Genomic DNA, 24,805 nt, shown 5'->3' on the forward strand with positions numbered 1-24,805 from the left:
CGATCATCTTAAACAACGCCTTATGCAACAACGATTATGTATCGCTGCTCGCAGCACCTTGCTCACGAGCAATAGGCCTCATAAACATCGAACCTTTCACGCTCCAAGCAGCGGCTAACAAGGCGATACCGGTTAGTAGGAAGATGTACGGGATGTCCAGCCAGCCGCCAAGCAAACCACCTAACAGCGGCCCTGCCACAATGCCGAATTGATTGGCGGATTGACTAAGACTAACAGCTCTCCCGCGGAATTCTCTGTCTGCATGTTGGATAATAAGCGCGTTTAACGCCGGGAACACAGCAGCGAAGAATAACCCGTAACTAAACCGAAGCAAGCCGAATCCAACAAGATTGTGCACGAACATCTGCAGCAGATTGCCGAGTCCGCCTCCGATCAAGCCGATGAACAGCGTCTTGTTATAACCGATTCTCCCTCCGATTTTCCCCCAACGCGGCCCCATTAGCACAGTTGCAACCCCTATTGCCGAGAATACGATGCCTGAACTAAGCGTTGCATTGCTCTGACTGCCGCCAAGATGCACGACGTAAATCGTAATCAGCGGCTCGAGAATTAAGACGGATGTCGAGACAAGCAGGATAAGCCCGTAAATTCGCAGCAGCTTCGGGTTGGTCGCAGCTCGCTTCACATCCTGCACGACACTGGTTCGCTCCGTCGAACGCCGGCGATGCACCTCCTTCACCCCGAGCACAATCGTCGCCGATAGGAGCGTGATGATTGCAGAAGCGATGAAGCAGCCGCGCAGGCCTACCCATTGGCTCAATACGCCTCCAGCAAGCGGTCCAATAATACCACCTGCTGCTGTAGAGGTCGAGATTACACCTAGCGCATAACCAACGTGCTTCTCAGGCGTATTCGTTCCGACGAAGGTGACAGAGGCCGGACTAAAGCCGGCCATGAGTCCTTGGAATATACGTACTAGAATGAAGGTGACTGGATCATAGACGAAGAAATTGGCCAAATGCGCTAGGCCTAGCCCCACACCTGAACGGAAGAGCATGAGCTTGCTGCCATAACGGTCAGCCAGCGATCCCCAGAAAGGCGCACACAAGCCGCTGATCAGGAAGCTGACGGAGATCGATACGCCAGCCCACACTTCCAGCCCGCTCTTGATCCCTAAATCTTGTTGAAGAAATAAAGGAAAGAACGGAACGGACAAGGTGTAAGCCATATGGTTAAGGAACAGACCGATCCATAAGATGTACAAATTTCGTTTCCACTGCTCCACCACGCAGCTCCCCTATCTATCTGCTGGCAGTCAGGCATTCTGCTGCACCTGCTGCAATTGGTTCATTCATTACGCGTATACGAATTCAACCTGATTGCGATGCTGATACAGCTCCCAATACTTCCCGGCAATCTCATCTGGATCGTACGCGGTGCCTTTGGCAACATAGCCGCCAATCGTAACCGTACCGACATAGATGTTGTCTGGTTGCAATTCTTGGGCAAGCGACAATGCAAGTGAGCGTACGCCTGCTTTGCCAATCGACAAGGATGCGTAATCCGGATTCGGCGAGATCGCGAGGCCTCCTCCCGTAATCAGAATCGTTCCTTCCTTCCGCTCGCGGAATGCCGGAATGACCTCCTTCACGCTCGACAGTGCGCCTACGACATTCACTTTGAACTCGTCGATCAACTTCTGTTCATCTAATGTCGAGATAGTGCCTTTGGATATTACCGCCGCATTATAGAGCAGTACATCTGGTGTACCATGCTGCTCACGAATCGTTTGGAATGCATCAGCTATAGACTCTGGCTTAGAGGCATCTGCTGTTACGGTGTAAGCTTCAATCGATTGATCGCGGAGCTCGCTCGCGAGCACCTCCAGCGATAATGGATTACGGGCGACAAGTACGACCCGGAAGCCGTTGAACCGAATTTGCGTGCCACTGCTGCACTAACGCCTGGACCTGCACCGACAATAACGAGATTTTGGCTCATTGAAATCGCTCCTCTATCAATTAGTTGTTAGATCCCACTCATTCACATTGTTGAACGTACCGAGGTTGAGCGGCTTTCCGCCGACCACCACATTCGAGACTGCTTCCAGCCGCTTCTCCGAATAGACGCTGAGCGTCGGAAGATCATCATGAAGAATTTGCTGCAGTTTATTATAGATATCATGTCGCTTGGCTGGATCTGATTCGGTCGAGCCTTGTGTAATCAGCTCATCTGCTTGCGGATTGTTGTAGTAAATAAAGTTGTTCGCATTGTCGCTCTTGAACAGCGAGAAGTAGTTGCTCGGTTCGATGTAATAGTCGCGGTTGAAGATCGTCAAATCGTACTCTCCCTTGAGTACCTTCTGAATAAGCGTGCTGAAGTCGAATTTCTGCACGTCAACCTTGAAGCCGACATCCTTCAAGTTCTGAACGAGAATGTCCGAAGCTTGTTCGCGTATCTTGTTGCCCGCTGGCACGAGGAATCGAAGCGTCTTGCTCGAATCCCAACCGGCTTCCTTGAGTAACGCTTTGGCTTTGTCTGGGTCATAAGAGAAGAGCTGAATATCCTTGTTGTAGTAAGGGTTGTCACTTGGCACACTGCCGTCGATGACCTCCGCCTGTCCTTTCAGCAGCTGGTCGACGATAAGCTGGCGATTCAGTGCATAAGCGATCGCTTGACGGACTTTAACGTCATTAATCGTCTTGTTGTTGAAGAACAGCTCTGCCGGCTCAGACGGACCACTGGAATCAACGGTTACATTCGGCAGCGCCTTCAGCTTGTCATAGTCGGTGATTGGAATAAGGCCGACTGGCAGCGAGTTCATCTGAATGTCCCCTGTCTGCAGTTGTGCTATAAGATTCGTCGCTGGCAGAACCTTGACGTAGATTTTATCCAGCTTCGCAACCGGGCGGTAGTAATTGTCGTTACGAACGACTTCCGTATACTGATCCTTCTTGAAATCTGCGAATTTGAATGCGCCAATCGTTACTTCAGGCTTCTGGAAATAGGGGTTTGTCGCAAGCTGATCAGGTGCAACGTCCTTCAGCACATGCTCGGGAATGAAATACACCTTCGTCGCGAACGTCTCTTTGAAAATATTCGGGTCGATCGGCGTCTTCGTCTTCACCTGGAACGTATGCTCATCCACAATGGTAAGACCAGACAGCTCCGTCTGTCCCTCCTCCAGCTTTCCTGCATCGTTCGTGCCATCAATGAAGCTTAGGCGGAACGAGCTTTCGACCTTCGGATTGAGTGCTGTTAAGAGCGTGAACTTCACGTCAGCTGTCGTGAATGGCTGGCCGTCATTCCACTTGGCATTCGAATTCAGCTTCACGACATAGTTCTGATTGTCGGTCGTCTCGATGGAATCGGCCAGCTTCGGCAGAAACTCGAACGACGTATTAATATCGAGCAATGAATCGTTAATAAGTGCCAGTACCGTTCGTGTGGCGGAATCGCCTTGATCGTTGATCTGGTTCAGCGTCGGAGGGGAGTTGACGATGCCCACCGTCACAACCTTTTCCTTCGCAGGGGTTGAAGTGGCTGTATCAGCGGCAGGATCGGCTTTCGTATCGGCTGCGTCAGCAGCGTTCGCTGTATCTGTGCTGGAGGTCTGACCTGCAGCTGTCTCTTTGTCTTTGTCGCTATTGCTGCCGCATGCCGATAAGAGTACGAGCAAAGCAGCAAGCAGCGTGAATGTAAGGTATCGCAGCGATGATTTCATTTGGAATTCCTCCTTGGATTGCATCGAATGATGGACGATAAGCAGACGAACTAGATCCCTATTCAACGCTTCGGATCAAGCGCATCACGCAGCCCATCACCGACAAAGTTTATCGCAAGCACCGTAATTAACAGCATCGTTCCAGCTGGAACCCACAACCATGGCTGATCGGTCAACACGGTCAACGATTGCGCGTCGCTGAGCATATTGCCCCAACTAGCTGCAGGTGGCTGAACTCCCATGCCAAGAAAACTAAGACCCGCTTCGCTCATAATGGCACTCGCAATGCCGAACGTTGCGTTGACGATAATCGGACCTAATGCGTTCGGCAGCAGATGCCGAAACCAGATGCGAGGTGCGCTGTAGCCCAGCGCTCGGCCAGCTTTAATATAATCAAGCTGCTTCAGAGACAGGATGCTGCTTCTGACGAGGCGTGCCACAGCCGGCCAAGAGAACAACGCCAATACGATGATGATGGTGTTCAGACTGGCGCCGAGCGCACTCACAACGACCAGAATGACCATCAGGAATGGGAACGCCATGAACATATCGGTTACTCGCATGACAATCATATCCAGCCATCCACCGACATAGGCCGAGATAAGACCAACCAATGTGCCGAACGTAATATATAGGCCAACTGTCGAGAAGCCAACGATCAATGAGACGCGCGAGGCTGCGATCAGACGACTTAGCACATCTCGGCCCACCTGATCCGTGCCCAGCCAATGATCGCCGGAAGGCGCTGCCGAGAAAGAGGCTGTTACCGCGTACGGCGAATGCGGCGTTAACAGTGGCGCGAGAATACCGATCACGATTAAGAGAGACGTAACAACCAGTCCAATCACGGCTAACCGATGCTTCACGAACCGTCCTGCAACCTGTCGGAACAATCCCGCAGATGGACTTGTCTCAATGTCGTTCGATGCTCCTGTCCCCCTCGAATCCGTCTGTTGACGCAACAACGCCCCGGATGACGACGATTCTAATAATCCGGCTGCTGCATCCTGAAGCTCCAGTTCACTTACACGCATAAGCACCTTCCTCATCTGTACTGGATTCGCGGATCAGCGAACGAATAGAGAATGTCGGTAACGAGATTCGAAGCCATGACAACAATCGCCGCAGCGAGATTAAGCGCCATCAAGGTCGGATAATCGCGCGATAGAATCGATTGCATCGTCAGCTGACCGATACCCGGCCACTGGAAGATTTGCTCGACAAGAATGCTTCCTCCCAGCAGAACCGGAATTTCGGTTCCGATTACGGTGAGAATCGGCAGCAGTGCGTTCCGAAGTGCATGCTTGTAGACGACCAGCGATTCCTTCACGCCCTTCGCTCTTGCCGTACGCAGATACTCCTGGCCAAGTACATCCAGCATACTCGCGCGTATGTATCGGATCTTCTTCCCGACGATACCAACAGCAAGTACAGATGCTGGCAGAATTAGATGTCTGAGCGTATCGCCAATGCCACCCTCGCCACCTAATGTGCTCATCCCTCCTGTCGGAAGCCAATGCACCTTCAAGGTGAACAAATAGATCAAGCCTAGGCCAAGAAAGAATGGCGGTATCGATAGACCTACGAACGCTAGACCGGTCATCGTATGGTCGAATGCCTTATTGTGTCGTACTGCACTCGCAATACCAAGCGGGATGGCAATTAGCAGCCCTATCAGCAGTGCCGTGAGCGCAAGCAGCAGCGTCGGCCCAATTCGTTCGCCAATCATGCCTGCAACTGGCGCGTATGAGCTGAAGGAGTACCCAAGCTGTCCATGCAGCAATCCGCTCAGCCAATGCCAATATTGAACGATGAAGGAGCTGTTGAGGCCTAACATCTCTTTCTTCGCATCCAGCAGTTCAGGGGGGGTATTCGGGTCAATCAGCATATCCACGGGATTACCAGGCGCGAGCTTCATAATGATAAAGCTGATAACTGTAATGCCTAACAGCACCGGAATCGAGATGAGCAGTCTCCGAGTTATGTAGGGCAGCATGTGCTTACGCAGTCCTCCTTTCCTATCGCCCCATCCTTACCAGAGCGGATAATGGCAAGCTGCAGCGTGCAAACTTCCGTCAAGCCGCGGCTCCTCCTCTTGACACTTTGCCTGTGCGTAGGGACATCGTGTATGGAAGCGACAGCCCTTAGGCGGATCTGCCGGATTCGGCGCTTCACCCTCGAGCACGACCTTCTCGCGCTGTCGCAAACGTGGATGAGAGACGGGGTTCGCTTCCAGCAGCAGCTTCGTGTACGGATGCCTTGGTGAGTCGAATAGACTGTTCTTATCGCCTAGCTCGACGATTTGGCCAAGGTACATAACCGCAATGCGCGTGCTGATGTACTTAACCGCGCCAAGTCCATGTGCAATGAACAGATACGTTAAGCCGAGCTCCTTCTGAAGATCCTGCAGCAGGTTTAGAATCTGCGCTTGTATCGACACATCGAGCGCGGAGACGGGCTCGTCGCACACGATGAGCTTCGGCTGGACCGAAAGCGCACGCGCGATACCGATGCGCTGCCGTTGTCCGCCCGAGAATTCGTGCGGGAACCTTTCCTTGCTCGCTCGAGGTAAGCCAACTAAATCCAGTAAATGATCAACCTCCATAGCAGTACCTCTACTGTCGGACAGCTTATGTGCTCGGAGCGGCTCTGCAAGCAGCTCTCCTATCCGCTGCCGAGGATTCAAGGAAGCATACGGGTCCTGAAAAATCAGTTGCATTTGGGTTCGCAGCGGCTTCATCCGCCGGTCTGAATAATGTGTAATTTCCTCTTCATTGAACCAAATCCGGCCTTCATGAACATCTTCTAGACGAAGAATAGTGCGGCCAATCGACGACTTGCCACATCCCGATTCCCCAACTAAACCAAGTGTTTCACCCGGGTATATATTTAACGTTACCCCATCTACGGCTCTGACATAGCCGTCTGTTCGACTGAACACACCTTTGCGGATCGGATAATACGTTCTTACGTTGTCCAACCGTGCAATCGGCAAGGCAGAACGAGCTGCTAGTGCATCCTCATGGATTACAGTATTGGTCGTCATAGTGCCTGGCCTCCTGATGTCGCGTAAGGTTCACTGCTGGTCGGCAGCGACGCGAGCCAACAACGAACAAGCCGGTTGTCGCCTGCAGTGACAAGCGGGGGCGAACTTTGCTTGCAGATGTCCTGCGAGTAGGCGCAGCGCGGATGGAACCGGCAGCCCTGCGGAAGACGATTCAGCGCAGGGACCGTGCCTGGAATGGATTCAAGCCGCTCATCGTTCACCCCTGTTCTAGTTTGAAGCGAAGGCATTGCATGTATTAATCCTTGTGTATAGGGGTGCAGAGGCCGATCGAACAACGATCCGGCATCGGCCTGCTCCACGATTTGACCAGCATACATTACGACAACCGTATCCGCCATCTCCGCGACCACACCGAGATCATGAGTAATGAGCAAAATTGTCGTTCCGCTTCCTTCCTGCAGTCCCTTCAGCAGCTGCAAGATTTGTGCCTGAACGGTCACATCCAATGCGGTTGTTGGCTCATCCGCGATTAAAAGTTGAGGCTTGCTTGCAATCGCCATTGCGATGACGGCACGCTGGCGCATACCTCCCGACAACGTATGCGGGTAGTCACGCATAACAGACTCCGGCCTTGGTATGCCCACCTGCCGAAGCAGATCAATCGCATATTCCGTTGCCTCTCTGCCCTTTCGCTTCGAATGCAGCGTAATCGCTTCACGCAGTTGATGACCAACTGTGAACACCGGATTCAGAGCTGTCATCGGCTCTTGAAAAATGATCGCGATGTCCCTACCGCGAATAAGCCGCAGCTCCTTCTCGGATTTATTCAGCAGATTATCGCCCTTGAATCGGATTTCGCCCTGCTGAATAATACCGTTTTCGCCTAGCAGACGCAGAATGGATTGTGACGCTACGCTCTTGCCGCTGCCCGATTCTCCAACGATGCAGATCGTCTCTCCTTCCTTTGCTGTCAGAGACAAGCTCTCCACGACGGTGACTTCTCCATTGTCCGTGTTGAACCCGACGGATAGCTGATCGATCGCAAGCAGCGGCACCATCATCGACTGACCTCAACTCGGTCCGATCGGGAGATCGGCGGCTGTACGTGCGACGGAATAGCGGGCACATAGGCACGCTGGTGCGTCGCTTGACGGAATTCTTCTTTCGCACGTGATAACGTCTCTTCATTCGTGAACAGGTCATAAGCAGCAAGAGCGATCAGCTTGGCGGCGTACTGCATTCCTTTTCGTCCAATCGATGAGCCGAACGATGCCGTCGCCTGCCAAGTATGAACCTGTACACCAACTGGTGCGCAGGTTGTCGTTACCGTTCCTACCGGCGTAATCCATGACACATCCCCTAAATCGGTTGAGCCGCCAAGCGTAACGCCTACTGGCTTCCATCGCGCAAACCCGGTTGGAAGCGGTCCTTCTTCTCCGAGCCCCAATCGCTCCAGCTGCTGCTGGGCTTGCCGCAATGCCGCAGGATCCAAGCTGTCCGTTAGCGTATTTGCCCATGTGCGCTCTTCTTCTGTAAAAGCGAGTGGTCCCGCTTCATCCCACTGCTGCACAAGCAGATCATTCAGCGTCTCATTCGGCTTGAAATCATAGGCGCCAGCCTTAATCTCCCACGTGACAGTCGTCTCTGTCATTAACGCCGCGCCGCGTGCAATATTGAGCAGCCGCTCGAGCAGGCCATCCACGTGCTCGCGGTTCGCCCCCCGCAGAAAGTACCATACGCTTGCTTGGTCAGGTACGATATTCGGTACGATACCGCCATTCGTAATGGTGTAATGAATACGGGAGCCGTCAGGAACATGCTCTCGCAAGTAATTGGCACCTACATTCATAAGCTCCACTGCATCCAGTGCGCTTCTGCCTAGATGCGGAGCGGCTCCGGCATGTGCGGTGCGCCCGTGAAAATGGAACTCAACCGATGTTAGCGCCGATGTGCCGGCAGATACGGCTAAGTTGGAGGAGCCTGGATGCCAAGTCAATGCGGCATCCAAATCATCGAATACACCTTCGCGAGCCATGAACGTCTTGCCTGACAGCACCTCCTCGGCTGGGCACCCGTAATAACGAACTGTACCAGGCAGCCCTTCGGTTAGCAGCCGGTCAGCAATCGCTATCGCGGCCTCTACGCCTGCTGTTCCGAGCAGATTATGACCGCAGCCATGTCCTGCTCCATTGTGTACGATTGGTTCGGGCGAGGCGCTTACACGCTGGGATAACCCTGGTAAGGCATCGTATTCACCAATGATTCCGATAACTGGCGTTCCGCTGCCGTATTCCGCAATGAACGCAGTTGGCATACCGCCTACCTCCCCGGTGATGCGGAACCCTGCATGCTGCAGCACGCCGATTTGCGATTCTGTCGCGAATCGCTCCTCATATGCAAGCTCTGGTTGTGCCCAGATTTGATCGGCCAAATCGTCGAAGCTTGTTTGATTGCGTTCAATCCATTCTACGATATGCTTCTTGCTCATGACCAGCCTCCTGTACTAAGCGTCCATCTCTGCAATTTCTTTAATTCGCATAAGGATAGTCGACTTTAAGTTGAACATAATCTATCATCGCACCTCTCATTTAGTCAATAAATCCCAGTATAGGATTATTTGATATGTCGATATAGGAATTCAATCGATGAGCCCTAAGCCGCGTAAAACGGTCGATTCTCGGTTCGATAGAGATGGCTTATCGGCCGTTTACAATATTCAATGTGAACTAGAAGACAGGCTCCTTACGATTTTGCATGAACCCATTTTCGAAACGCGCAGTGAAATGAAGACGTCCTTGATCGCATTTTGTATACGAATGGGGCAAAGTGATTAGGTCTCCCGCCATCGTCTATAATCGTGGAAGAGGCTGTACCCGCAAGGTCTTATCGACCTGCTTGGGTTCAGCCTCTTCTTATATCGTAGCAAATAAATTGATAACACCGCTCATAAGATGAAACGGTAGATAACCATACCATCAATTGCTGTGTCTGCCTTCATGGACAGATTCATGCCCATCTAGGGGTGAGGCCATATGCCGCTTATTACACGAGCAACATTCAATGCAACCGGCGCAATTACGTTTACGGGCAACACACTCGGTCTGAGTCGTTCGGGAACAGCTGGCGTGCCGGGCACGGAGGATAGCATAGGAGCATTTATAACTACGAATACATCTTCTGTGTACGGGACTTATCCTGCTGGAACGACAAGCGCATACGCGAGTAATAGCTCCGCTGCTATTCTGACGCTTCCAACGGGCAGCACGATCCTCTATGCGGAATTGATCTGGGGCGGCTCCTACATTAACGGAAGCGTGGACCTAAGTGCCTTCATCAACAATGCGGTTACGTTCATCACGCCAGCAGGAACTTTCAGCGTATCGCCGGACTCAGCCACGAGTAACCAAGTGAATCTAGGCAACGGTGCATTCGCCTATACGCGATCACAAAATGTTACCTCTCTCATTACGCAGGGTGGTGCCGGTACGTATTCGACGGGCAACGTCGTTGGTACGATTGTCATTACAGGCGATTCGACGGCGAACCATGCGGGATGGACACTAGGTGTCATTTATAACAATCCAAGCCTGCCCTTCCGTAACATGTCGCTTCGTGCAGGTGCAGTACTTGTGCAAGCATCCTCGGATCCGGTGTCGACTACCATTACCGGATTCGCGACGCCGATTTCAGGTACGCTTGGTGGCCGGGCGCTGTTCAGCGCCCAAGAAGGTGATGCGAATCGCACAGGTGATCAGGCACAGTTCGGTCCAACGTCCGGCACAGCTGTCGCGCTGTCCGGTCCCAACAACTTTGCGAACAACTTCTTCGCATCGCAAATTAATAACGACGCTGGCAACCTGAACACTACCGGAACCTTCGGTACTCGAAACCAAACAAATGGTGCACCTGGCTCGAACATCATTGGCGGCCGGCAGGGCTGGGACATTACGAACGTTGATGTATCCGCCCGTCTCGTCAACAATCAGTCATCTGCCGTACTCATTCTGACGACATCCGGCGATGCATATGTCGTCAACGCGAATGCCATTCAGATCAATATCAATTCGCCAACCATTAATGTGACCAAAAGCGCGAATGTTACGGGTGCAGTCGTTGGCGATACGATTACGTATACCGTCACGGTTAGTAACACCGGAACAGCGAATGCTGCGAGTGTCGTCCTGACGGATGCGCTTCCCAGCGGTTTAACATTCGTCACCGGTAGCGTGGTCGTAGCTGGTGTCTCCAGACCCACTTACAGCATTACCGCCGGCGCTCCGTTAGGTCAGCTCAATCTCAGCAGCTCAATCGTCGTCACTTACCAGGCAAAGGTCGCTTCTATACCTAGCGGCTTCGTACTGCCCAACACAGCGAATGCAGCCTTTACTTTCCAAAGCGTTGCTGGAGGGAATACGATTACAGGTGTCATTCCGTCCAATACAGTCAGCACACCGGTATATGCACCAATTATCGGCATTACGAAGAGTTCGAATCGTACGACCGCTACGGTCGGGAGTACCGTTACATACACGCTGCTGGTCTCGAATACAGGCAGTATCGCGGCAGCCGTGACGCTGACTGATAATATACCGACTGGAAGCACCTTCATCTCCGGGACATTCCGTGTCAATGGCAATGTCATTGCAGGTGCCAATCCGGCTGTTGGCGTTGCAATAGGTTCCGTTGCTGTTAACGCAACTTCAACCGTTACTTTTGATGTACAGGTAAATTCACTCCCCACACCACCACAGTTCGTCGATCAAGGGACCGCGACTTATACGTATTCGCCGCCAGATGGACGTACGTTATCTGGCATTGCCGCTTCGAATACGCTAACGCTGCCAGTATCGCTGCCGAACGTTACTGCTACGAAATCTGTAAGTGTAACCGATGCAGCCGTTGGCGAGACGCTGACGTATACGACGGTCATTACGAACAATGGGACAGAAGCAGTCACTAATGTAACCTTGACTGATATTTTGCCTAACGGATCAACGTTCGCAACAGGCAGCGTCACGATAGGCGGAACCCCCCATTCAACTGCGAATCCCGCTACAGGCATCAGCATAGGAACGATTGCTGTTGGTGGTTCGATCCCCGTCACCCTGCAAGCACAGGTAACTTCACTGCCTGCGAGTGCGCAGCTGATCAACCAATCCAAGGTTTCCTATTCTGTCGGTACATTCACGGGTACAACCGCTTCGAACAATACAACAACGCCTGTCTATCAGCCGGTCATTGCGCTAACCAAGTCCGCGAATACTTCAGCTGCAACTGTCGGTGACACGATCACCTATACAATTGCAGCTCGCAACACCGGCAACATTGCCGCAGTCGTCACATTAACCGATAATATCCCTTCTGGATCAAGCTTCATCCCGGGATCCGTCACGATTAATGGCGTTGCAAGTACTTCTTCATCGCCGATGACCGGAATCGCAATCGGAAGTCTAGCGCCAACTGCACAAACAACCGTTACGTTCCAGACGCTGCTAAACACGCTGCCTTCACCACCAACTCTGGTCGATTTAGCCCAATCCAGCTACACCTACACACTCCCAAGCGGCAGAGGTTTGATCGGCGGAAGCTCCTCTAATACCGTGACGATTACGGCATCCAACCCGAATGTCACGATTACGAAGAGCGTCAATGCTACTGCAGCAGCTGTACAGGATGTGCTGACATATACGCTGCTCGTCACAAATAATGGGATCTCACCGGTTACTAATGTCGTTCTGTCTGACCCTGTGCCTGCTGGTGCAGCTTTCGTCACGGGCAGTGTTGTCGTGAACGAGTCATCTTCTCCGCAAGCGAATCCGAATGCTGGGATTAATCTAGGAACGATTAACGCTTCAACAACAATCCCGGTTTCCTTCCAGATTCGGGTAACGTCCCTGCCCGCTTCTGGTTCTCTTAGCAATGCAGCTAGCGTAGGGTTTACGTCAGGCGCCTTCAACAGTACATCCATCTCGAATACGGTCGTTACCTCTGTATCCGAAGCCGTTGTTTCCGTTGCAAAGAGTGCAAGTACAACGAATGCAACCGTTGGCGATACGTTCTCCTATTCCTTCACCCTAACGAATACAGGAAATACAGCTGCTACTATCACATTGACAGATCAGGTGCCGGCTGGTGCTTCTTTCGTCGACAACAGCGTATTGATCAATGGTACGCCAACACCGGGTGTCAGTCCTGTAACCGGTATTCCAGTTGGAGTTCTAGCTGCGGGAGCATCTGCAACTGTCGGTTATGTCGTTAATATCGTCTCGTTCCCGGCGAGCAGACAGCTCGTGAATCAGGCAACTGCTGCATACAATTTCGCCCTGTCGAATGGTAGAGTCGTTAATCGTTCAGCCAGTTCGAATCCCGTAACCGTCAACGTTGCCCTGCCGAATGTTGCTCTTGTCAAAAGCGTCGGCCAGATCGACGCTGTTGTCGGAGATACGCTCCTCTTTACTTCCGTACTTACCAACAACGGTATTGCCAATGTCAACAATATCGTGCTGCGCGATCCGCTTCAGAGCAATGCTGTATTCGTACCTGGCAGCGTGAAAGTGCAAGGCGTAACACGGCCGGACGCCTCTCCGGATTCCGGCATATCACTCGGTACCTTGGCACCAGGCGCTTCGGTTACCGTTACATTCGAGGTGACGATTACGATGGCCATTCCAACGCAGATTGTGAACCAATCGACTGCGAGCTTTACATCTGGCAGCTTCTCTGCTACGTCCGCATCCAACACGACGACTACACCTGTAACGCAGCCTCAGATAGCAGTGGTCAAAAGTGCAAGCACAAGCAATGCCACCTTAGGCGATACCATCGTCTATACGCTGAATGTATCCAACAACGGTAATGTCGCAGCTTCCGTCACTGTGACCGATACGATCCCGAATGGTACGACTTTTAACGACAACAGCGTTATTGTGAATGGCTTCCCAATGCCAGGTTTATCGCCTGTCACCGGCATTAATATTGGATCGGTAGCGCCTAGTGGCTCAACCACTGTTACCTTCAGCGTAACCGTCGCCTCTTTGCCATCACCACAGGTGCTGTCTAATACAGGATCTGCCTCCTATACGTTCACTCCGCCGGATGGACGCACGCTGACTGGCTCTGCTACATCGAACACCGTCAGCTTCCCCGTATCCGCACCAAACGTCGGCCTTGCTCTCGGTACGGCTTCTACCGCTGTCACGATCGGCGATACGATCGTCTACACGGCAGTCGTGTCGAACAGCGGGATCGAGACAATCAACAGCGTCATCTTTACGGATCCCGCTCCTGCTGGCTCATCATTTATACCAAACACCGTTACGATTAACGGTTCGCCATCACCAGGCGCGAATCCGACTTCCGGCATTCTGCTTGGCTCCATTCCAGCGGGCGGATCTGTGACCGTTACATTCAGCAATTCCGTAAACGCAGTGCCAACGCCTGCATCGCTGAACAATACTGCGAGCGTTACATTTACATCAGGTGCATTCTCAGGTCTTACTTTCTCCAATACGGTCTCTACCCCTGTCTATCAGCCTGTCGTCGCGGTTGTGAAATCTTCAAGCACGAGCCATGCATCTGTTGGCCAAACGATCACCTACACGCTTGCGATAACGAACAGCGGTAACTACGCAGCAACCGTAACCTTAACAGACAATATCCCGGTCGGCACATCCTTCGTCCCGAACAGCGTATTGCTTGGCAGTACGCCGCTTCCAGGTACAGATCCTGTCACAGGTATTCCTGTGGGATCCGTTGATGCCGGAGCAACGGTCTATGTGATGTTCTCCGTCGTCATTGACTCATTGCCGACTCCTCAACAGATATCGAACCAAGGTACAGGCGCCTATTCGTACACGCTTCCGGATGGCCGAACCTTTAACCAGTCATCCGTATCGAACACCGTTACTTTTCCTGTATCCGCACCGAATGCAGCAGTGGTCAAAAGCACGCCATCTACCTCAGTATCGATCGGTGATACGGTAACGTATACGACGACGATTACGAATACCGGGATCGCATCCATTACGAACGTTTTATTCACGGACCCGATTCCGCAAGGCTCCACGTTCGTCACGAACTCGCTTACCGTTGATGGTACGCCGCGGGTAGGCGCCAACCCAGCAACCGGCGTCATTATTGGAAACATCACGCCTGGCACGACGATCACTGTCGCATTCAATGTAACCGTAACTTCACTGCCAGCTCCGGCACAGCTTAGCAACCAAGCGTCCGTTACTTTTACATCTGGCGCATTCTCAGGTGTTACATTCTCCAATACGACGACTACATCGGTCTATCAGCCTATTCTTAGCGCGGTGAAAACAGGAAGCACCACGAATGCAACCGTTGGCGATACTGTCACTTATACGGTCGTTGTCACGAATGCCGGCAACTATGGTGCCGATGTGACGCTGACCGATACGATCCCTGCAGGAACTGCATTCGTAGCGAATAGCGTTATTGTGAACAGTCAGCCTGTGCCAGGTGTTGATCCATCGACGGGTATCCCTCTTGGTAACGTCACGACTAGCTCGACCGTATCGTTCTCGGTTGTCATCGTATCGCTTCCGGTTGGTCAGCAATTGAGCAACCAAGCATCAGCTACCTACAGCTACACACTGCCGGATGGTCGTACGCTTGGCGGATCACTCAACTCCAATACGCTCGTCATCCCAGTATCCGCACCAAATGTTGGTGTTGTGAAGACGTCAAATGTACCGACAGCTGTAGTTGGCGATACGATCTCCTACAATATTGCGGTAACGAACAGTGGAATCGAGCCGATCAACAACGTCGTAATCGTTGATGCCATTCCAACCGGCTCCACATTCGTAACAAACAGCGTAACGGTAGATGGTGCGCCTCGTCCTGGCGCTGCTCCGAATGCAGGGGTTGCAATCAATACAATCACGCCAGGTCAGACCGTGAATGTCGCCTTCAATCTAACGGCTTCGAGCTTGCCGACCCCAGCAACATACAGCAACCAAGCGAGCGTAAGCTTTACATCGGGCGCTTTCTCCGGCACCGCAGCTTCCAATACGGTCGTTGTGTCGGTTTACCAGCCTATTCTTTCGATCGTGAAGACAGGAAGCTCTACAAATGCAACAGTCGGCGACACCATCACATACGAGCTGCACGTTACCAATACCGGTAACTTGCCAGCAAACATGACCATCACCGATCCGATTCCGCAAGGCGGAGCATTCATCCCGAACAGCGTGCTCGTCAATGGTGTACCGCAGCCGGGAGCGAATCCTGCGGCTGGTTTCTCGATCGGTACGGTTAATCCAGGCCAGACGGTTGTGGTATCCGTGTCGTATGAGATTGTCATTCAGACGCTTCCACCTTCACAGCATCTCGTCAATCAGGCAACAGGCAGCTATACGTATACCGCACCGGACAGCCGTGTATTAACGGGAAGTGTCGCATCGAACACCGTCTCCATCCCGGTTTCATCACCGGATGTATCCGTCGTTAAGAGCACGAATGCCGTCGATGCCGTCGTTGGCGATACGATAACGTATACGATTCTTGTAACGAATAACGGCATTAGCCCGGTCAATAGCGTCGTGTTAATTGACCCTGTGCCGACGGGAACGGTATTCGTCAGCAACAGTGTTACGGTGAACGGTACACCAAGTCCGGGCAGCAATCCGAACACCGGTATCATCGTTGGCACTATTGCTGCAGGTGCAACCTCAACCGTAACCTTCCAAGTGCTGGTGGTTACGATATGACGCCCGGGGGCGCACGCGACAATATGCTGCTGAACCAGACGCATGTCCGGTTCAGCAGCGGTGCGCTTGAAATGGTGTCGTATTCGAATATTGTTCGGACGCCACTCGTAGGTCCGGTTCTCTCGGCTGTCAAACGTGCAGCACCCGACCAGCTTGTGCTTGGTCAGTCGGTCACCTATATGCTCACCATTACGAATACCGGAAACCTTGATGCGCAAGTTGTTGTCTTCGATACGCTGCCTGAAGGGCTGGCTTTCATACCGAACAGTGTCCTTATGAACGGCGCGCCGCTGCCTGGCGCGTCTCCTGCTGCTGGTATTACGATTGGCACCGCGGCTGTCGGAAGCGCAAAAGAAATTGTATTTCAAGCGATTGTTATCGCGCTGCCGCAATCCTTTACTTTCGTGAATCAGGCGATCATCGCATACAGCTTCACAACACAGGATGGCCGTACAGTGTCCGATACGATCATGTCGAATCTCGTATCGACCCCGGTTACAGCCTTTCAGCTGAATGCGCACGGACAGATGAGCTCGAACGTTACGTTTGTCGGCGACATTTTATATTACGAAATCATCATAACGAATGCAGGCCTGATGCTGCTCGAACAATTGGCAGTCGTCATTCCGTTACCGGAAGGCTTCTCTTTCATGCAGGGAAGTGTCGTTACCAACGGTATACTCGTTCCGTGGGTAGACCCGTATCAAGGGATTCCCGTCGGCATGCTCGAACCAGGCGCCTCTTCCAGCGTGAAGGTCGGCGTTCGGCTGGATCATCGTCGCGCATCTCCTCTAGACGTGTTCCAAGCCGTTGTGGAATACGTTGTAAACGGTAAGCTTTATCGTACGCCAACGAACCCTATTGATGTCCTGATCATCACACCAACGCTTGACATTCAGTTATCAGAGGATCGGAATCAAGTAACGCTTGGCTCACCTATTACGTACCGGCTTACCGTATCAAATGAGAACAGCTTCGCCGTTGATGCGACTGTGTACGATCTCATCCCACCAGGCACCACCTATGTCCCAAACAGCTTGCTTGTCGACGGCATTCCACGGATCGGTGTCTCTCCGACAAGCGGCCTCTCCATTGGTACGATTCGTGCAGGTACACAATCGACGATTACGTACCAAGCCGTTGTGAATCAATCGACAACCCAAGCGAAGGAAATTACAGCTCAGGCACGTGTCATCTATACGTACCGATTGAAGGACACGCGAGTTGTAGCCGACAATATCCAGTCAAACGCGGTTGTGGCGTACATTTACGCCCCGACTATCGCGATCCAAGCATCCGTGCATCCATTGGAGTATGAACGAAACGAATCGGTATTTTTCAATGTGCTGATCACGAATACAGGGAATTGGGCAGCATCGGTCACGCTATTCCGTACACCATACCCGCCAGGTTTTCAGGTTCGTGATGTTCGAATCAATGATGTGCCGGCAGGTGCATTCACAGTTGAGAATGGTTTGGAGCTCGGGTCACTCCCGCCTGGCAGCTCCGTTCGAGTCAGTTACTCCGTCTATGTGCCGGCTCATCTCCATGACGCCGATGACGTGGATGATTGGGAGGTACAAGATCCCGAAGCTCCAGCGTCGATAACCTATGTACCAACCAGTTATATCGCCCGATATCGTTCGCAGTTCCAAGATGAATGGTACACCGGCGGTGTTCAATCCAATGTGCTTATTGTGCACATCGATCACTTGTATGAATAGCGCGCATACGTCGATAACCCCCTTCGTAACTGCGGTGAATGCCGGAGAATTGCGAAGGGGTTATTCGTTGTGGATTTTATTGACATTTGGTCAAAGGCCTGCACAATAAGTAAGAGTGGCATAGTCGGTATTGACGAAAATGGCAGACATGAGAGGTATGCCATGGATAAATGACTGGATGAGCAGTTTTAGGAGGTTGTGAATTGCTTCAACTTCAACAACTAGGATACCGTTCTGATGACCGTCTTCTCATCATAAACGCGGATGATTTTGGCCTTACGCAGGGGACGAATGAAGCGATCATTCATTTATTAGAAAAAAGGGCTGCTACTTCGACATCGCTCATGATGCCTTGCCCTTCGTCTTCGGATGCAATAAGTAGAAGTATACTTCATGGCCATCACCAAGTCGGCATTCATCTGACGTTAACGAGCGACGCTAAACAGTCATATGCGCCTGTCCATCGCGAAAAGCCGCTGCACAGCTTAACGCAGCCCGATGGTACGTTTCACACCAACTGTACGCAGCTCGAACGGCATGCTGAACTGGACGATGTCCGTGTCGAACTAGAGGCTCAAATTGTAGAGGCGCTAGCAAAAGGTATAGAAATTACCCACCTCGACAGTCATGCGGGCAGCGTATTGGGGCTGCATACGGGGCGGGATTTTCTAGAGATCGTGTTCGAGCTTTGCGTCAAGTATCAGCTTCCCTTCAACCTGCCACGTCGAATTGTTGAACAGCCCTTCTTCTCTGCACAACAGCTTCGGTTATTTCGGACAAGACTATTAGCCGCACAAGAACGGGGCATTCTGACCATCGATGATATGATTGCGCTCCCCTATTGCTTCCAGCCCGAGGCTGACTACCGCCGTATGAAGCTGCAGCTGGTAGAGATGATTCGTATGGTGAAGCCAGGCATCACGCAGCTTACCGTACATCCTTCACTTGCAACGGACTCCCTCCGAACCGTAACGGACTGCAGCAAGGAGCGGGAATTCGAGCACCAACTCATGCAAGATGATGACGTTCGACAGCTGCTGCGCAGCGAAGGAATTAAGCTTACAGCTTGGCGAGACATTCGGGATTTGCAGAGAAGCCTCTAGCACAGCAAAAAGACTCCTGTGACCTTATGGATCACAGGAGTCTATTCTTCGTTGCAAGATATTCTCAGCAGTCTACAACCCCGCTGCCGATTTAATCCGCTGCCGCTCTGCCATGATGAGCGTCTTCAAAGGCTCTGTCCCAAAGGCTCCGCCAATGGCATTCGCATTCGGGTAGAACACCATTCGGAACGATGTTCCGTCCTTTAGATAAACGCGGAGGAAAACACCGGATTCATTCACGCTCTTCTTGTACGTCTCATCATTGCCGACGTAAGCAAGCGGCAGCAGCAGCTGAACGAATTGCTCGGAGGCCTCTGGCGTGAAATCGCCGATCGCACTGCCGTCATACCCGCTGTCCAGGCCGATCTTCGTTACTTTCCCCTCGATATCCAGCAGTTCGGCCATCGACCTTGCGTTCGGATTCGTTCTTGCTTGATAGAGCTTGTTATCGGCGATCACTCGGAACGACGAGCGATACCCTTTCATGGCATAGATCGGTGTACCAATCGGGAGAAAGGCCGCATCTCCGTTGTTCATACGATAGTCCGTACATGCGTGGCCGCTGGCAGTATAAGTAACTTCGCCGACCTTGTCTCCGATCTGATCGGGCGTTATCTTCTCGTCCTCGTCAACGTTCCGATTGTAATCGATGTCGTTGATCATCAAGAAATCGACCCATTCAATCTCTGCATTGCAATTTCCAGACGATCCTAACTTAGCCTTGGATAATGAGCTGCAGCCTAATGAAGTCATAACGAGCGCAAGTACTAGCGCTGTAATGCCCAATATTCTCCGCATGCGTTGATTACGTATCACGAAATACTCACCTCAAGCATTAGACGAACCGGCAGACGCCAATGTTTCACTGTTATTCCTTTGCTTTGCCACCCTTACCGGTTCGGGCTGCAAGAGTCTGCAAATCCATCCCTTTCAAAGCGCCCTCAATCAACTCAGGCAGTTTGTCGGGCGAGCAGCCGAAGCATGGGATGCCAAACGATGCCAGCTTTCGCGCCACATCTTCATCGTAAGACGGTATCCCGTCATCCGCGAGCGCCAGCAAGCAGATCACTTTGACGCCAGCCTCATGCATCTCCTTGAGCCTACGGATCATCTCCGTCCGATTGCCGCCTTCATACAAGTCAGAGACGAGGATAAACATCGTTTTCTTCGGCTCTGCAATGAATGGCTCGCAGTATTGAATCGACTGATTGATGTCCGTGCCGCCGCCAAGCTGGATGCCGAACAGCATATCAACGGGATCGTTCGCACACTGCTCCGTAAGGTCAACGACTGCCGTGTCAAAAGCGACCACCCGCGTATCCAGCGAAGGCATGCTCGCGAAGATCGAACCGACGATCGAAGCATAAATGACGGAATTCGCCATCGAACCGCTCTGGTCAATATCGAGAATGACCGTCCATTCCTTGCTCTTACGAGCGCGATCGAAGAAGAACACCTTCTCTGGAATAAGCAACTGCCGCTCCGTATCGTAATGCTTCAAGTTTCGACGGATCGTCGTTGACCAATCGAGTCCCGTCATCGATGGCAGCGGCGTATGCTGCCTTCTATTGAGTGCACCTGTAACCGCACGCGTCAAATCTTGAGCGAGCCGCTTCACAATCTCATCGACGACTTCATGAACGAGTTTGCGCGCCGTTTCCTTCGTCCGCTCTGGAATATGCCCACGCAGCGACATCAACGTCGCCACCATCCCAATATCCGGCTTAACTTGTGACAGAAGCTCCGGCTCGAACAACAGCTGCGTCAACCCTTTGCGCTGGACCGCATCGGATTGAATGACCGATACGATATCCGGCGGGAAAAACGTGCGCACATCGCCGAGCCACTTCGCCAGCTTCGGAGACGAAGAACCGAGTCCAGCTGTTCGAGACTGCCCACCTGCCCCTTGAACGCCCGTTCCAGCGCTCGTACCTCCTGTGTCACCTGAAGCGCCATCATAGATGGCTGCGAGTGCCTCATCCATCAAGAGAGAATCCTCATCCAGCAGCTGGCCGCCAGAGGCTGAACCGCCTATAGCAGCTTTAAGCGATTCCTCCGATGCCGCGCCAAGAATGAGCCGCCACCGTTTCATTTGTCCTTGATCAGGTATCGTCATAGGCTACAGGTCTCCAAAATCAAAATCGTTAAGTTCATCGAGCTGCACCTTCTCTTCCTCGTTCAATGGCTGCTGCAGCGCCTCGCCGACGGTTTCCGCCCCAGCGCCCCATAGGTCGCCCAGCAATTCAGCAATCGCAGCCTTCTCCCGCGGCTCGAACGAGCCAAATGCGCGGCGTAGAAATACGAGCGAGCGCTTGAAGGGCTCATCGTCGAGCGAACTGATATAGGCGTCCAGCTCCCGCCATAGATAAGGACGAGACAGCAGCCCATACCGATTGCGCATCGACAACCCTTCGAACCAGCCGGCTCCGATGTCTGCCGGTATGCCTGGCGACAGCCGCCGCGATACCTCCTGCGCACATTCGTCTTCGCCTGCTTCGTGACGTTCTAATAGAATGGAGAAAGCGTATCCCGACAGCTTAGCATTACGGTCATCCCGTGCGGCCAGCTCTTTCAGCTTCGCAGTCCACAGCTGCTCATCCACTTCCCGATAATGCTCCTGCGCAACCGTGCTCATCGCATGAATCGCGCTTACCATTCCAGCGGCAGCAGCATCGTTGCAGCCTGCCGCTTCCACCAGCAGCAGCGTACCGCGCAGAAACAGCTGCTGCATCAATGGCACCAGCGACTCGGTATCGATACGACGAATCGAACCATATTGCAGCAGAATGGACAGCTCATGAACCGTCATTGCAATTTGCTCGAAATTAGCCGCATCAACCGCAAGCTGCTGAAGCGCATGCGTCGCCTGACCCATCACCTGCGGAAGTCCGCAATCGCAAGACTTGCGAATGAGCTTCGCTGCCGAGGCGATATCCGTGCAGGCAAGCAGCTCCTCGTGGATGACATACGCTGCAGCCAGCTCGATCGTCTCGCCCTTTAAGGTCGACTCGACCGTCTCGATCTCCGCCTCCGGCGACCAATGCAGCACCCAATGCTCCGCCCACGTCGCATCGGTCTGACGAACATGACCTTTGCGTGCGAATCGAATGCCCAGCGTTTGCAGACGGTGGAGAAATACCGATCGGTTCAAGTCTAAATATGCGGCTTCCTCCGATTTCACCCGTCGATTCTCGCGCAGATCGAGCTCCAATTCTGCGGAGACGAGCGACTTGTATTTCTCCAGCTTCAGCCGCTTCAATTGGCGGTTCAGGTCGTCCTGCACCGGTGTCTGACTGACCCCTTCCGGCAGACTGCCGATCGCCGTGCCAATATCGATTCGAGCGAGCGCTTCAGCTACAACGCTCAATTCTCCATGCCCGAACAGCACCGTAGCGGCATCGCGAAGATCGCGCCAAGTCGGCCGTGATCCTCCATGCATCGAAGCAAGCGCCTCTGCCAATCGCACACCTTCGATAACCGAAGCAGTCGAACGCCATGTTCCGCGTTCGCGTAATTGCTGTGCCACAGCAGACAAATACAATGCAGGCAGCTTCTCGAGCTCACCATGCTGCATGCTCTGCCACAGCAGCTCGTAATAGGCTGGTGCCATATTGCCCGCTCCATAACCTGAATGCGAGGAAAGCTTGTAATACGAGTATGGCATCAACGTCATCCGTGTCGGCACGCGAGGCAGCTTCTTGATTTGTTCGTCTGTCATGAGCGGAAGCTGAAGCGTCAGCGCAGGCGTATGATGCGCTCCACTGATTACGACGATCCTATCGGCCTGATGGCCGCTGGCAATCGTATCGTGAATCTTGCGGCGCATATAAGCTTCGCGAATTTCGTTATAGGCGACCTCCTGCGGAGCGCTCTTCAGCTCCGCTTCTTCCGTCATATCTCGAAACTCCGAAGAGAAATGTACGATCGCTTGCTGATATGCTTCCGGCGAAGCAAGATGCTCGTAGCAGCGTTCCCAATACGCTTCATAATCCGGCTCGCCGGACAGCTCTGCGATACGGGCGTACAAATCACGTTGGACCAAACCGAAGCTCATCCCTTCAGCAGGCTCGTCTGCTTCCGCCACAGCTTCCTCGGCCGCGATTGGCATGCGGCGCAGATCCTGCAAGGCAAGCGACACATCGGTAGGCAGATCAATAAATTCCGCGTGGCATCCGTTCCGCTGCGCCCACAACAGAGCCTGATATTCAGGCGAATAGTCGGCAAAAGGATACAGCAGCGTTCGCACCGGCAGCTGTTCCGTATACGCAAGCATAGCTACGGGCGGCACGACGCCGCGTGCCACCAATTGCGATGCCAGGTGCCCCGCGTCGCTTGGCCCTTCGATCAGAACCGCCGTCGGCTTCACTTCCTTCAGCAGACTGAGCAAATGATAGGCACCTGCTGGCGACAGATGCCGGATGCCCCAATAATGCGGTCCGCGTGCGGAGCCGCTCACCCATTCATCTCCGAGCATGCGCTGTACAGGCTTCGCCATGTTGCACCCCGTTTTTTCATTACATTATCGAGATATTCCTTCCACACCAGCTGATCCTTCGCATCGTCCTTGACAATTGCGCCTTGCAGGCCAGCCGCAATATCCTCATCCGTCAGCTGTCCGGTGCCGAAGCTGCCCGCCAGTGCCATGCTGCCGGTGAGCAGTGAGATCGCTTCTGCGGTCGAGATCACGCCGCTTGGCGGCTTCACCTTCTCCTTGCCGTCCAACGTCACACCGCTGCGCAGCTCGCGGAATATCGTCACGACCTTGCGAATCGCCTCTTCATCCGGCTGCGTCGCGCGCAGCTCATAGCTGGCAGAGATCTCGCCTACACGGCGGCGGACGATGTCGATCTCGGTCTCGAGACTCGATGGCGCCGGCAGGACGATAATATTGAACCGCCGTTTCAGCGCGGCGGACATTTCGTTAACGCCACGGTCGCGCGTATTGGCAGTCGCGATGATCGAGAAGCCGCGCTGCGCCGACACTTCGCGGCCAAGCTCCGGGATCGCGATCGTCTTCTCGGACAGGATCGAGATAAGCGCATCCTGAACCTCCGAAGCGCAGCGCGAGATTTCCTCGAAGCGAGCGATGCCGCCGCTCTCCATGGCGCGAAGTATCGGACTGCGTATGAGCGCTTGATCAGACGGGCCCTGCGCAAGCAGGAGCGCGTAGTTCCATGAATATCGCACATGCTCCTCGCTCGTGCCTGCCGTACCCTGCACCACTTTGGACGAGTCGCCGTGAATGGCGGCCGTTAAATTTTCAGAAAGCCACGACTTGGCCGTTCCTGGTTCGCCAATCAGCAGAAGCGCGCGGTCCGTCAGCAGCGTTGCAATCGCCATCTCGATCAGACGTTTGTTGCCGATATACTTCGGCGTGATTGTCACGCCCCCCACTTCGCCGCCCGTCAGGAAGGTCAGCACCGATCGCGGGGACAGCTGCCATCCTGCCGGCTTCGTATCTTGATCCGCTGCTCGCAGCGCTTCGAGCTCGTGCGCGTACAGCTTCTCCGCGGGTAATCTTAAGACAGCTTGCTTGTTATCCATCTCCA

At 53.1% G+C, this 24,805-nt stretch carries 16 protein-coding genes; 3 read left to right on the plus strand and 13 right to left on the minus strand.

The genetic code is table 11. The features are described from left to right. Positions 1 to 34: 34 nt before the first annotated feature. From DFQ01_RS10900 to DFQ01_RS10935, 9 genes are all read right to left on the minus strand, one after another. Entirely contained in the window at positions 35 to 1,246 is a 1,212-nt protein-coding gene (locus DFQ01_RS10900; protein ID WP_245946620.1) for an MFS transporter, read from the minus strand. Positions 1,247 to 1,315: 69 nt separating this feature from the next. Beyond that, positions 1,316 to 1,843, minus strand: a complete 528-nt coding sequence (locus tag DFQ01_RS10905) for an SDR family NAD(P)-dependent oxidoreductase (RefSeq protein ID WP_245946621.1) — start codon at positions 1,841 to 1,843, stop codon at positions 1,316 to 1,318. Beyond that, entirely contained in the window at positions 1,795 to 1,962 is a 168-nt protein-coding gene (locus DFQ01_RS31555; RefSeq protein WP_245946622.1) for a hypothetical protein, read from the minus strand. The genes DFQ01_RS10905 and DFQ01_RS31555 overlap by 49 nt, the downstream gene beginning before the upstream one ends. A 16-nt stretch (positions 1,963 to 1,978) precedes the next feature. Continuing rightward, positions 1,979 to 3,685 (minus strand): ABC transporter substrate-binding protein, encoded by a 1,707-nt coding sequence (locus DFQ01_RS10910; protein ID WP_110043934.1) that lies wholly within the window; start codon positions 3,683 to 3,685, stop codon positions 1,979 to 1,981. Between the two features lie 62 nt (positions 3,686 to 3,747). Continuing rightward, positions 3,748 to 4,719 (minus strand): oligopeptide ABC transporter permease, encoded by a 972-nt coding sequence (opp4C, locus tag DFQ01_RS10915; RefSeq protein ID WP_110043935.1) that lies wholly within the window; start codon positions 4,717 to 4,719, stop codon positions 3,748 to 3,750. Positions 4,720 to 4,730: 11 nt separating this feature from the next. Next, on the minus strand, positions 4,731 to 5,681 hold the full coding sequence (locus tag DFQ01_RS10920; protein ID WP_110043936.1) for an ABC transporter permease: 951 nt from the start codon (positions 5,679 to 5,681) through the stop codon (positions 4,731 to 4,733). A gap of 36 nt (positions 5,682 to 5,717) precedes the next feature. Then, positions 5,718 to 6,731, minus strand: coding sequence for an ABC transporter ATP-binding protein (locus DFQ01_RS10925; RefSeq protein ID WP_110043937.1), 1,014 nt, complete (start codon positions 6,729 to 6,731; stop codon positions 5,718 to 5,720). Further along, positions 6,728 to 7,750: an ABC transporter ATP-binding protein gene (locus DFQ01_RS10930; RefSeq protein WP_110044013.1), complete on the minus strand. Its 1,023-nt coding sequence runs from the start codon at positions 7,748 to 7,750 to the stop codon at positions 6,728 to 6,730. Before DFQ01_RS10930 ends, DFQ01_RS10925 begins: the two co-directional genes overlap by 4 nt. Further along, the gene (locus DFQ01_RS10935) at positions 7,750 to 9,180 is read right to left on the minus strand and encodes an amidohydrolase (protein WP_110043938.1); all 1,431 of its coding nucleotides are present in this window, start codon (positions 9,178 to 9,180) and stop codon (positions 7,750 to 7,752) included. The genes DFQ01_RS10930 and DFQ01_RS10935 overlap by 1 nt, the downstream gene beginning before the upstream one ends. A gap of 544 nt (positions 9,181 to 9,724) precedes the next feature. On the opposite strand from DFQ01_RS10935, the gene DFQ01_RS10940 reads away from it, so the two are divergent. The 3 genes from DFQ01_RS10940 (at position 9,725) to DFQ01_RS10950 (ending at position 19,256) form a co-directional block, all read left to right on the plus strand. Then, the gene (locus DFQ01_RS10940) at positions 9,725 to 16,429 is read left to right on the plus strand and encodes a DUF7507 domain-containing protein (RefSeq protein WP_110043939.1); all 6,705 of its coding nucleotides are present in this window, start codon (positions 9,725 to 9,727) and stop codon (positions 16,427 to 16,429) included. Then, positions 16,426 to 18,153 carry a DUF11 domain-containing protein gene (locus DFQ01_RS10945; RefSeq protein WP_110043940.1) on the plus strand — a complete coding sequence of 576 codons (1,728 nt, stop codon included), beginning with the start codon at positions 16,426 to 16,428 and terminating at the stop codon, positions 18,151 to 18,153. Before DFQ01_RS10940 ends, DFQ01_RS10945 begins: the two co-directional genes overlap by 4 nt. A gap of 203 nt (positions 18,154 to 18,356) precedes the next feature. Next, entirely contained in the window at positions 18,357 to 19,256 is a 900-nt protein-coding gene (locus DFQ01_RS10950) for a polysaccharide deacetylase family protein (RefSeq protein WP_110043941.1), read from the plus strand. A 72-nt stretch (positions 19,257 to 19,328) separates the two neighbouring features. On the opposite strand, the gene DFQ01_RS10955 is transcribed toward DFQ01_RS10950, so the two are convergent. Genes DFQ01_RS10955 through DFQ01_RS10970 form a run of 4 tightly spaced genes read right to left on the minus strand, consistent with a single transcriptional unit; the run spans position 19,329 to position 24,800 of the window. Continuing rightward, the gene (locus DFQ01_RS10955; RefSeq protein WP_245946623.1) at positions 19,329 to 20,072 is read right to left on the minus strand and encodes a hypothetical protein; all 744 of its coding nucleotides are present in this window, start codon (positions 20,070 to 20,072) and stop codon (positions 19,329 to 19,331) included. 52 nt (positions 20,073 to 20,124) lie between these two features. Further along, complete coding sequence (locus tag DFQ01_RS10960) at positions 20,125 to 21,372, minus strand: VWA domain-containing protein (protein WP_110043942.1); 1,248 nt, start codon at positions 21,370 to 21,372, stop codon at positions 20,125 to 20,127. A 3-nt stretch (positions 21,373 to 21,375) separates the two neighbouring features. Continuing rightward, the gene (locus DFQ01_RS10965) at positions 21,376 to 23,751 is read right to left on the minus strand and encodes a DUF5682 family protein (RefSeq protein WP_425452384.1); all 2,376 of its coding nucleotides are present in this window, start codon (positions 23,749 to 23,751) and stop codon (positions 21,376 to 21,378) included. Then, positions 23,709 to 24,800, minus strand: coding sequence for an AAA family ATPase (locus DFQ01_RS10970; protein ID WP_110044016.1), 1,092 nt, complete (start codon positions 24,798 to 24,800; stop codon positions 23,709 to 23,711). The genes DFQ01_RS10965 and DFQ01_RS10970 overlap by 43 nt, the downstream gene beginning before the upstream one ends. Positions 24,801 to 24,805: the final 5 nt, after the last annotated feature.

The sequence above is a fragment of the Paenibacillus cellulosilyticus genome, from assembly GCF_003182255.1.
GTDB classification, from domain to species: domain Bacteria; phylum Bacillota; class Bacilli; order Paenibacillales; family Paenibacillaceae; genus Paenibacillus_T; species Paenibacillus_T cellulosilyticus.